At 75.1% G+C, this 11,108-nt stretch carries 9 protein-coding genes; 4 read left to right on the forward strand and 5 right to left on the reverse strand.

Going from position 1 to position 11,108, the window contains the following annotated elements; genetic code table 11:
• Window positions 1–68 precede the first annotated feature (68 nt).
• Window positions 69–737 carry a lysophospholipid acyltransferase family protein gene (locus tag ACFVTF_RS16410; protein ID WP_371520597.1) on the reverse strand — a complete coding sequence of 223 codons (669 nt, stop codon included), beginning with the start codon at window positions 735–737 and terminating at the stop codon, window positions 69–71.
• A gap of 174 nt (window positions 738–911) precedes the next feature.
• Here ACFVTF_RS16410 and ACFVTF_RS16415 point away from each other — a divergent pair, with 174 nt between their 5' ends.
• A complete protein-coding gene (locus ACFVTF_RS16415) occupies window positions 912–1,124 on the forward strand; it encodes an EF-hand domain-containing protein (RefSeq protein ID WP_371520600.1) in 213 nt (70 codons plus the stop codon).
• Window positions 1,125–1,244: 120 nt separating this feature from the next.
• Here ACFVTF_RS16415 and ACFVTF_RS16420 read toward each other — a convergent pair whose 3' ends face one another.
• Window positions 1,245–3,455, reverse strand: coding sequence for a CDP-glycerol glycerophosphotransferase family protein (locus ACFVTF_RS16420; protein ID WP_387814109.1), 2,211 nt, complete (start codon window positions 3,453–3,455; stop codon window positions 1,245–1,247).
• A 797-nt stretch (window positions 3,456–4,252) separates the two neighbouring features.
• On the opposite strand from ACFVTF_RS16420, the gene ACFVTF_RS16425 reads away from it, so the two are divergent.
• Window positions 4,253–4,519, forward strand: coding sequence for a hypothetical protein (locus ACFVTF_RS16425; protein WP_063349971.1), 267 nt, complete (start codon window positions 4,253–4,255; stop codon window positions 4,517–4,519).
• A gap of 241 nt (window positions 4,520–4,760) precedes the next feature.
• Window positions 4,761–5,207, forward strand: coding sequence for a YjbQ family protein (locus ACFVTF_RS16430; protein ID WP_363367071.1), 447 nt, complete (start codon window positions 4,761–4,763; stop codon window positions 5,205–5,207).
• An 87-nt stretch (window positions 5,208–5,294) separates the two neighbouring features.
• Here ACFVTF_RS16430 and ACFVTF_RS16435 read toward each other — a convergent pair whose 3' ends face one another.
• A complete protein-coding gene (locus tag ACFVTF_RS16435; protein WP_371520611.1) occupies window positions 5,295–5,900 on the reverse strand; it encodes a DUF1990 family protein in 606 nt (201 codons plus the stop codon).
• Between the two features lie 177 nt (window positions 5,901–6,077).
• On the opposite strand from ACFVTF_RS16435, the gene ACFVTF_RS16440 reads away from it, so the two are divergent.
• Window positions 6,078–6,296, forward strand: a complete 219-nt coding sequence (locus tag ACFVTF_RS16440) for a hypothetical protein (protein ID WP_371520614.1) — start codon at window positions 6,078–6,080, stop codon at window positions 6,294–6,296.
• A gap of 153 nt (window positions 6,297–6,449) precedes the next feature.
• On the opposite strand, the gene ACFVTF_RS16445 is transcribed toward ACFVTF_RS16440, so the two are convergent.
• Both ACFVTF_RS16445 and ACFVTF_RS16450 read right to left on the reverse strand, forming a co-directional pair.
• Window positions 6,450–9,512, reverse strand: a complete 3,063-nt coding sequence (locus tag ACFVTF_RS16445; RefSeq protein WP_387814112.1) for an AAA family ATPase — start codon at window positions 9,510–9,512, stop codon at window positions 6,450–6,452.
• Complete coding sequence (locus ACFVTF_RS16450) at window positions 9,509–10,678, reverse strand: exonuclease SbcCD subunit D (RefSeq protein ID WP_387814114.1); 1,170 nt, start codon at window positions 10,676–10,678, stop codon at window positions 9,509–9,511. The genes ACFVTF_RS16445 and ACFVTF_RS16450 overlap by 4 nt, the downstream gene beginning before the upstream one ends.
• Window positions 10,679–11,108: the final 430 nt, after the last annotated feature.

The following is an 11,108-nucleotide window of genomic DNA, read 5'->3' on the forward strand; positions in this document are numbered from 1 at the left end:
GTGGCGGGGTGCTACGTGGCGAGGCGTGATGTGGCGGGGTGCGATGCGGCGCGGCGCGCGGCCGGGGCCTACGCGGCCTTCGGCGCCTCGTTGTAGCTCTCCGCGACCTCCTGGCCGGAGAGCCGCTGGATGGCCGCCATCACCTCGTCGGTCACCTGCCGACGGGCCTTCAGCGAGCGGGCCTGCCCGTGCAGCTCGTCGAAGTGCAGCGGCTCGCCGAAGCGGACGGTCACCTTCTTGATCCGCGGCATCCGCTTGCCGACCGGCAGGATCTGCTCCGGCCCCTCCAGCGCCACCGGCACCACCGGTACGCCCGCGGTCAGCGCCAGCCAGGCGACGCCCGTCTTGCCCCGGTAGAGCCGGCCGTCCAGCGACCGGGTGCCCTCGGGGTAGATGCCGAAGGCCTTGCCGTCCTCCAGGATCTCCAGCGCCGACTCCAGCGAGGCCTGAGCGGAACGGTAGGTGCCGCGCTCGACCGGCACCGCGCCGATCGCCTCGAAGAAGTCCTTGGACAGCCGGCCCTTGAGCCCCGTTCCGGTGAAGTACTCGGCCTTGGCGAGGAAGTGGACCCGGCGCGGGGCGGTGAGCGGGATCACCACGCTGTCGATGAAGGACAGGTGGTTGCTGGCCAGGATGACCCCGCCCTTGCGCGGCACGTTCTCGATGCCCTCGATGGTCGGCCGCCAGATGCCGCGTGAGACGGGTTTCAGCACCAGCCTGGTGGCGAGATCGAGCATGGTCCCTCCCTGGACGAACGATCGCCCGGGAGGAGCCCGGGCCTGCAATCAGATCCGCAGACTACGACAACCACCCCCGCGGCCGTCCACTCCCGGAGACCGTGGCGCGCACCACGGCCGGGTAGGGTACGCCCGTCCGAACAGAGCACAACCCCGCAGTACCAGGAGGGCACGATGGAGACCACCGAGGCGATCAAGGCCATGTTCGACCGTTTCGACAAGAACGGCGACGGCAAGATCACTCCGGCCGAATACGCGCTGGTCGCGAACGAGATGGGCGACCACGACGTGACGCTGTCGATGGCCGAGGCCCTGATCCACGCCATGGACACCCACCACCAGGGCTACCTGACCTTCGACGAGTTCCTGGCCGCCCGCCAGCGCTGAGCGTGCCGACGGGTCCGGTCGCCGTACCGGCGGCGCCGGGCCCGGTGCCACACGGCTCCTCAGGGCTCGTCAGGGTTCGTCAGGGTTCGGGTCAGGGCTCCGGGAGCGCCGCGGAACGCCTCAGGACTCCACCGGGAACACCCGGCGCACCACCCGCTCCGCCGCCCCGCCGTCGTCCCACGGACAGAACCGCGCCCGGAAGCGCGCCCGAGCGGCCGGCTCCGGATCGCCCGCCAGCAGCGCCTTCGCCAGTCCGTCCGGGTCCACCGTGACGGCCCCCGGCGGCTGCTCGAACAGGTCGAAGTAGACGCCGCGCACCCGCTGGTACTCCTCCCAGTCCGGCGCGAAGATCACGACCGGCCGGTCCAGCACCGCGTAGTCGAACATCATCGACGAGTAGTCCGTCACCAGCGCGTCCGCCGCGAGGTAGAGGTCCTCCACGGTCGGGTGGGCCGAGACGTCGACGATCGCGGCCGCACCCTCGCCCGCCGCCAGGTCGCCCGGGCCGTCGGTGTGGAAGTAGTGCGTGCGCACCAGCAGGGTGAAGTCCGGACCCAGCCGCCGGGCCAGCTCCCGGACGTCCAGCAGCGGCACGTAGCCGCCCTGGTCGCCGCGGTGGGTCGGGGCGTACAGCACGGCCGTGGTGTCCGGCCGCAGCCCGAACCGCTCGCGCATGGCCCGCACTTCGTCCGGTGTGGTGTTGGCCAGCCGGTCGTTGCGCGGGTAGCCGGTGTCCAGCATCTCGTACCGGCCGGGGAAGGCGCGGGTGAAGTGCTCGCTGGTGTGCGGGTTGGAGGAGACCAGGAAGTCCCAGCGGTCGACGGCCTCCTGGAGCAGGTCGAAGTCCATCCCCTCGGCGGCTTCGGGGCGTTCGCGCAGGTCCATGCCCATCGCCTTGAGCGGGGTGCCGTGTTGGGTCTGCACGTGCACGGTGCCCGCCCGCTTCGCCATCGTGCGCGGGAAGTTGACGTTGTTGACGAAGTACTTGGCGGTCGCCATCGCCTTGAGGTAGGCCGGGGTGTTGACGATCACGTACGGCACGCCGGGCGGCATGGCCGCGGCCTGCTTGCGGTTCTCCACCACCCACACGCCCCGGATCTGCGGCGCCAGCTCCCGGGCCTTCTCGTAGATCGCCGCCGGGCTGCACGCGTAACCCCGGTGCCAGTACGCCGCGTAGACCGCCAGGTGCTCGTCCAGCGGCAGCCGGCGGAAGGCGTTGTACGCGGTGAACCGGGCGCCGCTGCGCACGCCCTTCTTCACGGCCGGGGCCACCGCCCGTGCCCCGCGCTTGAGTTCGCGCGGCAGCTGCCCGGTGCGGCGCAGCTCCGCGTACGCGATCCGGGCGCCGCGCGCGGCCAGCCGGTACTGCACGCCGCGCACGCCGCCGGGGTAGCGGTAGCCGGCCGGGCGGTGCCGGGCGAAGTGCCGGGCGATCTGGCGGAAGAAGTCCTTGCGCCGGTCGACGGGGACCAGCCCGGGGGTGTCGTAGACGTTCAGCGCCTGCCGGACGGTCCGGTCGAAGACCAGGGTGCGCAGCGCGTCGGGGACGGGCCGGCCGGGGCGGTCCGGGCGGTCCAGGAAGGCGAAGATCGCGTCGTACTGGGCGAACACGTCGGCGTGCTTGGGGGAGGCGGTGGCGGTGATCGCGCCGTCCCGGCCGCGCCGGTAGAAGTAGCAGGGGCGGTCGAGGTAGCGCAGCCGCCCGGCGGCCAGCAGCGCGGGGTAGGTGACCGAGATGTCCTCGTAGTAGCCGCGGCCGAAGGAGACGCCGAGGCCCTCCAGGAAGGCGCGGCGGAACACCTTGTTCCAGACCGACATCACGGTCTGGAACAGCGCCGGGTGCTCGGCCAGCGTGCACCCCTCGACCAGCGGGGAGTCGGCCAGCACGTGGCGCCAGGGGTTCGGCTCGGTCCCGCCGTCCGGGTAGACGTGGGTGAAGCCGGTGAGCAGGACGTCGGCGGGCGCTTCGGTCCCGCGCTGCCGCTCCTGCTCCCGCTCCAGTTCGTCCAGGATCGCGCTCACCGTCCGCTCGGGCAGCCAGTCGTCGCTGTCCACGAACCAGACGTACTCGCCGCGCACCTGCGCCAGGGCGGCGGTGCGGGCGCCGCCGAGGCCCTGGTTCTCGGTGAGGTGCAGGACCCGGAGCCGGGGGTCGCGGGCCGCGTAGGCGTCCAGGATCGCGCCGGAGCCGTCGGGGGAGAGGTCGTCGACCGCGATCACCTCGAAACGGGACTCCGTGGCGGGGGTGTCGCCGAGGATCGAGTCGAGGCAGCGCGGCAGGAACCGCTCCACGCCGTGGACCGGGAGCACGATGCTGAGGAGGAGGGGCACGCTGGCCGAGTCTACCGATCCACCGGGTGCGACCTGCGGGGACGTCCGGCCGAGGTGACCGGCCGGGCCGGCCGGTCGCCGTGGAGCCGTGGCCACGGTCGCCCCGGGCCCGGAACCGCCGGTGCCGGGCCCTGAACGGGGCGGCACCGGCAGCCTGGCGGCGGCCCGGCCGACCCTCTACGGCCGGCCGCCTTTCCGGGCACCTCGCGAGCCTGGCCACCGCAGCGTCGAGGCGGCCGGGCAGTGGCTCGCGGGAGCCGGAGTTCTTCACCACTCGAACACGCACCCGGGTGCGATTCGGGCGCGCACGTGTTCTCACAGATATTGCTTGGAGGATTGCCGGGAGTCAATCCCTCGAATGTGTTCACTTCATGAAGCCTGGAGGTGTCGACCGGTCGCTTTGTCGATGGCCCCGGCTGTCCCCTATATCCACCGCGGCATCCGCGTCGTGTGCACCGCCGCATCCCTCATGGCTCTCGGGCGGCCCGGCGGGACGCCCGGCGGACCGCCCGCAGGGACGGGTGCGGAGACGGGTGCGGAGACGGGTGCGGGGTCGCGTGCGCCCGGCGTGCGCCTCGTGGCCGGGCGCCGGGCCCGTGCCCCGGGTACTGCTGACAGATGGCCGGTCGTGCACCATCATTGATGCCTAGTCGTGATCGGCCTGGTGGCCCCTGGTGCATCGTCAGTTGACGCCGCACGGTACGGTGGCACAACACCAAGGACGGTTGCGCGAAGACCGTCCATCGCGGATAGTCTTCGCCTCACGGCCCTGGCGCCTCGTAGGGGTGGGAAAACTGATGGAACACATGCAAGTGCGGACTCGGCCCCGCGTGCCGGCGATCCAGTGCGGTGTCGGCACGACCGGCCGTCGGATCGACCGACACCTGGCCGTGCTCGGCGCGCCCGCGCTCCCGGCGGTGGACACCGCCGAGGCGCTCGGGTTGATAAGGGAGCTGACGCCGCGCGGTGCGGACGCCCCGACGGCCAAGCGTCGTCACGCGCGGATCTCGCTGCTGACGCCACTGCGTCGGCTGCGGCGAAGCCTCTTCGGCGGGCGCGGCTAGCGCCCGTCGGCTCGGGGCCCAGGGCTCCGCGGCCCGGGGCCTCCCGGGCCACCCGACGCGGATCGGGACCCCGACCCGACGGACCACACGGACCGTCGGGTCTTCGGCGTACCCGGCTCCGGGGCCGCCCCGGCCGGGCCGATGTGGTCTAAACCTTTCACCCTAGTGCACCTAGCCGCCCCCGCAGGCGGAGTCGGCGAGGTGCTGCGCGGGGCCCGCCGAGGTGGGTCAGGATGGCGCCATGGCGGACAACATCCACTCCACCCACCAGGGCCTCTTCCAGACCACCACCATCGAGATCACCACCGGCAGCCGAGAGGTCGCGCTCGACATCACCGACCGCTGTGCCGCGTTCCTCACCGAACGGGCCGCCGGCCGCGACGGCCTGCTCAACGTCTTCGTCCCGCACGCCACCGCCGGGATCGCCGTCCTGGAGACCGGATCCGGCAGCGACGACGACTTCCTCGCCACCCTGCGCGAACTGCTCCCCGCCGACGACCGCTGGCGCCACCGGCACGGCAGCCCCGGCCACGGCCGGGACCACGTGGTGCCCGGCCTGGTCGCCCCGCACGCCACCCTGCCGGTGATCGGCGGCCAGCTGGCGCTCGGCATCTGGCAGTCCGTGGTGCTGATCGACACCAACGGTGACAATCCACGGCGGACCGTGCGGCTCTCCTTCTTCGGCTGATCCGGCTCGCTCGGCCGAGGTTCCTTCGGTCGGCATTCCCTTGGCCAGGACTTCTTCGGCCGACACTTCTTCGGCTGACTCGACGCCCTACTCGACGGCGGGACCGGCCGGGCTCGCGGGCTCGGCCGGCCCGGCCGGCTCTTCCACGGCGACGGCGGCGGCCACCGCGGCCAGGTAGCGCTCGATCGCCAGGTACTGGCAGAGCAGCGCGACCGGCCGGCCCAGCCGCGCGTACCAGGCGGTCAGCCGGGAGAACGCCGACACCTCGAACCACACCTCGCCGGCGGCGTCCATGGACACCAGGAACGCCTCCTCGCCGCACTCCGGGTGCCCGGGGAGCGTGCCGTAGGCGAAGCCGATCCGGTCCGGCTCCTCGACCGTCCACACCACCCGGCACGGGATCACCAGTCGGGGCCACCGGCCGCCCGGCAGGCTCAGCCGCAGCAGCACCGTCGACCCCGGCTCGGCCGGCGCGTGCGGGTACACGGCGAAGCCGGTGCCCAACTGGCTGCCCCAGCCGAGCACGTACCGCCCGGCCCGGGCCAGCACCTGCGGCCCGCGGCCCAGGTGCACCCGTCGGCGCAGGTGCGCGTAGCCGTCCGGCAGCGGGCCGCCGCGGGTGGCACCGACCTCGGGGTAGGAGGGCGCGGTGGCGCGGGCGGCGAGCAGGCGCCGCTGGAGGTCGGTGGCCATGCGGTCACCGTAGCCGGGCGTCGCGGGCCCGCCGCAGGCGGGTCGACCGGGGGGCGGGGGCGGGGCGGGGCGGCCCGGCGCTCGGGTCGGGCTCGGGTCGGGCTCGGGTCGGGCTCGGGTCGGGCTCGGGTCGGCGGCGCCTTGCGGCGGGGGCCGGGGGCGGAGTAGGAAGGCGGCATGAGCGACAGCGCGAGGAACGAGGACACGGCGGTCTGCGAGTTCGCCCCCGACGGCGGGGCGCAGGCGGCGCTGGTGCGCGATCCGGCGTCGACCGGGCCGCGGGCCGACTGCGTCCTGTGCGGGGAGCCGACCGAACTGCCCACCGACCACCCGGGCAGCACGCTCTGCCCGGTCTGCGCCTGGCAGCAGGCCCAGCGGGTGGCCTGTTCGGGCTGATGCGACGCAGCGCGCCCTAGCCGCAATGCCACCGGCTTGGTAGCGCCCGCAAGCCGGTGACCTGCGGCGATTCTGGGCCCAGAAGGCCTCAGAAGGCCTCAGAAGGCCCCGGAAGGCCGCCTCGTAACCGCTGGCAGTGTCCCCGAGTGGCCCCTAGGCGTCCTCCCGCCCGGCCAGGGCCAGGGTCGAGCCGCGTCGCCCCTTGCGGACCAGGAGCTGGGCGGGGATGCGGGTGCGCAGGTCGGCGACGTGGCTGACGATGCCGACCGCCCGGTCGCGTTCGCGCAGGCCGTCGAGGACGTCCATCACCTCCTCCAGGGACTGCTCGTCGAGCGTGCCGAAGCCCTCGTCGATGAACAGGGTGTCCAGCGGCATGCCGCCGGCCTCGTCGGTGACCACGTCGGCCAGGCCCAGAGCCAGGGCGAGGGAGGCGAAGAAGCTCTCGCCCCCGGAGAGCGTCGCGGTGTCCCGCTCGGTGCCCGTCCAGGCGTCGACCACCCGCAGGGCCAGGCCCGAGCGCTTGTTGCCGGTGCCCCGGTCGTCGCTGTGCACCAGGGTGTAGCGGCCGCCGGACATCCGGACCAGCCGGTCGCTGGCCGCCGCCGCGACCTGCTCCAGTCGGGCCGCCAGGACGTAGGACTCCAGGCGCATCCGGAGCCGGTTCTCGGTGGAGGTGCCGGCGGCCAGCGCCGCGAGCCGGTTGATCCGCCCGTACCGGGCCAGCGCCGGGGCCAACTCGGCGGCGAGGCCGGCCAGTTGGCGACCGATCGAGGCCAGTGCCGCGCATCGTTCGGCGGCTGCCGAACGGGCGGCGTGCGCCCGGCCCAGCCGGTCGGTGGCGGCGCCGAGCGCGGCCGCGGCGGCGGACAGGTCGACCGGCGGACGGGCCGCGGCCGCGGCCAGATCGGGCAGCGCGAGTTCGTGCCGGACGGCGGCGGACTCGGTCCGGTGCCGCTCCAGTCGGGCCGCCAGCCGCTCGCGCTCCGCGCGGGGGAGCAGCACGGCCAAAGCCTCCTCGGGGCTCGGGAACCCCGCTGCGGCGGCGGCCCCGGCGAGCTCGCCCTCGGCGTCCCCGAGCCGGGACAGCGTCTGCGCGCAGGCCCGCGAGGCCTCGGCCACGGCGGCGACCCGCTCGACCAGCCGCTCCAGCGCGGCCGCCCGTGCGGCGACGGAGGCCGCCTCGCCCCGGGCCGCGGCCACCCGCGCGGCGAGTTCGTGCTGTTCGTGCTGGAGCGCCTGGAGCCGGTCGGTACGGACGGCGGCGCGCTCCCGGGCTTCGCGCAGCTCGGCGAGCCGGCGGTCCTGGTCGGCCGACAAGCGGGCGATCTCCTGCTCGACCCGGCCGAGCGCCTCCGCCGAGTGCAGCGCCTCGCGGTGCTCGCGGTCCAGCTCGGCGAGGGCCTGCGCGAGCGCGTCGGCACCCTCCGGCCCGGCCGCTCCGGTGGCCGTCGCCTCGCGGACCCGCAGCGCGGTGAGGGCCTGGTCCGCTGCGGTCCAGGCCTGTTCGGCGACGGCCTGGGCCCGGCCGGCACGCTCCTCGTCGTCGGCGCCGACCCGGCCGTCGGCGCTCTCGGCGGGTGCCGGGTGTTCGGGTGAGCCGCAGACCCGGCAGGCCTCGCCGGTGCGCAGTTGCTCGGCCAGTTCGGCGGCCATGCCCGCCAGCCGCCGTTCGCGCAGGCCGAGGCCGTACTCGCGGGCGTCCAGCGCGGCGGTGCGCAGGGCGGCGGCGCGCGGCTCGGCGGCGGCGATCTCGGCCCGCAGGCCGTCGCGCTCCCGGGCGGCGTCCAGGCGGGTGCTCAACTCGACCCGCCGGTCGTCGAGTTGCTCGACCAGCACGCCCGCCGCCCGGGCCCGGGTCTGCTCCTCCTGGAGGCCGCCGAGCCGCTCGTCGTACTCGGCCAGCCAGTCCTCGGCCTCCTCGGCGAGCTCGTCGGCCCGCCGGCGTTCCTCGTCCAGGCTCCGCTGCTCGCGGGCGAGTTCGGCGCAGCGCCGCTCCTCCGCCCCGGCGGCCTCCAGCCGGACCAGCCCGGCCCGCAGGCCCCGTTCGGCCTCGGCCAGCTCGGCGGCCCCCGCGTCGGCCAGCGCCGGGCCCCCGGCGGCCGCGCTGCCCGCGCCGCCGGCCAACACCTCGCCGGCCAGCACCTCGCGGTGCCGGCGCTCGGCCTCCCGGGCCCGCCGGTGCGCCTCGGCCGCGCCCTCGTGCAGCCGCAGCGCGGACTCCACCCCGACGGCCGCCTGCGCCGCCGCCAGCCGCCGGCCGTCCCGGGCCGCCTCGGGCTCGAACGCGGCCAGCCGGTCGGCCTGGAGCAGCGCCTGCCGGTGGCGGTGCTGCCGCCCGGCCAGCTCCTCGGCGGCCGCGCGCTCGCCCTGGGCGGCGCGTTGCGCCTCCTCGGCGCCCGCCAGCGCCTCCCCGGCGACGGTGAACTGTTCGGCTGCGCCGCTGCGCAGGATCGCCGCCCAGCCGAGCACCCCGGCGGTCAGGTCGGCGGCGTCGTCCTCGGCCGGCACCCAGCCCTCGGCGGGCTCGGCGCCGGGGCCGGCCGCCTGCTCGGCCTTGCTGGCGAGATCCCGCAGACGGCGCCGGCCGGCCTGGACGGCGGCCTCCTGGACGCGCCGCTGCTCCGCGAGCCACCCCTCGACGTGCTGGAACCGCTCGGTGTCGAACAGCCGCCGCAGCAGCTTGCCGCGCTCCTCCGAGTCGCCCTTGAGGAAGCGGGCGAAGTCGCCCTGCGGCAGCAGCACCACCTGGCAGAACTGCTCCCGGTTCATGCCGATCAGCCGGTGGATCTCCTCCCCGGCCTCCTGGTGCGACTTGCTCACCGCCCGCCAGCCGGGCGTGCCGTCCCCCGCGTCGGCGGCCCACTCGCGCAGCAGGGTCTGCGGCCGTTCGACGGTGGTGCCCGTGCCGACCTTCTTCGGCCGCCGCTGCTCCGGCAGCCGGGTGATCTGCAGCCGCCGCCCGCCGAGCGTCAGCTCCAGCCGGACCTCGGTCAGCCTGCGCGCCTCGGCGTGGTCGCTGCGCAGCCGGTTGGCCCGCCGGGTGCCGGGGACGTCGCCGTAGAGGGCGAAGCAGACCGCGTCCAGCACGCTGCTCTTGCCCGCGCCGGTGGCGCCGCGCAGCAGGAACAGGCCGCCGGCGGCGAGCGCGTCGAAGTCGACGCTCTCGCTGCCCGCGAACGGGCCGAACGCGCTGACGGTGAGCCGGTGCAGCCTCATCGGGGCAGGTCCGCCTTCCGGTCGGTGGTCTCCCGGACGCTCTCGAACCCGGCGCGCAGCCAGCCCAGCTCGTCCGGCTCCGGCTCGGCACCCGGGCGCACGTGCCGCAGGAAGCCCTCCGCGATCTCCAGGTCGGCCCGGCCGCTGACCCGGGCGGCGTACGACCGGGAGGGCTCGGCCTCGCTCTCCTCGGGGTCGAAGAGCAGCTGGAGGGTGTGCGGGAAGCGGCGGCGCAGCTTTTCCATCGGCTCGCTCGGGCGGGCCGCGTCGGTGAGCGTCGCCTGCACCCAGGCCTGCTCGTACGGCGCGTACTCGTCCTTGGTGAGCAGCGCGTCGAGGCTGTCGCGCAGGGTGGCGAGCGGGCGCGGGCGCGGGCAGTCGACGCGCTCGGCGGCGACCGAGCCGTCGGCCGCGAGGTCGACCAGCCACATGGTCTTTCGCTGCTTCACCTCGGAGAAGGAGTAGGCGAGCGGCGAGCCGCTGTAGCGCAGGTGCGGGGCCAGCGTCTGGCAGCCGTGCAGGTGGCCGAGCGCGGCGTAGTGCACGCCGTCGAAGACGGAGGCGGGCACCGAGGCGACGCCGCCGACCGCGATGTCCCGCTCGCTGTCGCTCGCCGTGCCGCCGGTGACGAAGGCGTGCGCCAGCACCACCGCGCGGGTCCCGGCGGGGCGGGCCGCGAGATCGGCCCGGACCAGGTCCATCGCCGCGCCGAGCACCGCCGCGTGCCCGCCGCGCTCCAGCCCGAACCGCTCGCGCACCAGTGTCGGCTCCAGGTACGGCAGCCCGTAGACCGCCACCGGCCCGTGCTCGTCCGCCAGCAGCACGGGGGCGGCGCACTCGCCCGGGTCGGTCCGCAGGTGGATGCCGGCCCGGCCGATCAGCCCGGCGCCGACGCCGAGGCGGCGGGCCGAGTCGTGGTTGCCGCTGATGAACACCGTCGGCACGCCCAGCCCGGCCAGCCGGTGCAGCACGTCGTCGAACAGGGCGACCGCGTCCAGCCCCGGCAGCGCCCGGTCGTACACGTCCCCGGCGACGAGCACGGCGTCCACGCGCTCGGCCCGGACCACGTCCACCAGGTGGTCCAGGAAGGCGCGCTGGGCGTCGTGCAGGCTCTCCCGGTGGAAGGAGCGGCCCAGATGCCAGTCGGAGGTATGCAGCAGTCGCATGGTTCCCGACCTTAACGTCCGGCACCGACAATCCCGTCGGGATCAGGTGACCCGGGGGTCCCGGGGCGCGCGTGTTCGATTACTCGGGGTGGATTGTCAGTGGCTCTGTGTATGTTCCTCGACGTCGGCGGCTCCGGGGTCGGGGCCGTCGGCGGTGTCCGGTGCTGGGTCAGTCGTGGGAGGAACCATGCGGGTGTGGTCGTTGGGTCGTGAGGGCTCCGGGGTCGCGGAGCGTTGTGCGGGGCGTTGTGGGGGCCGCAGGGGCTCCGAGTGTTCCGGGGGCGTCGATGTCTTCGGGCGGTCGCGGGTCCGCCGGCGGGTGCTGCTGCGCGCCGGGCGGCGGGCCGGGGCGGACGGTGGGCCGGGCGCTCCCGGTGGGGCCCGGCCGTCCGGTGGTGACCGGCCGCCGGGCGGGCGTGCGGGCGGGGCC

It is taken from the genome of Kitasatospora sp. NPDC057940 (genome assembly GCF_042887425.1).
GTDB lineage: Bacteria > Actinomycetota > Actinomycetes > Streptomycetales > Streptomycetaceae > Kitasatospora.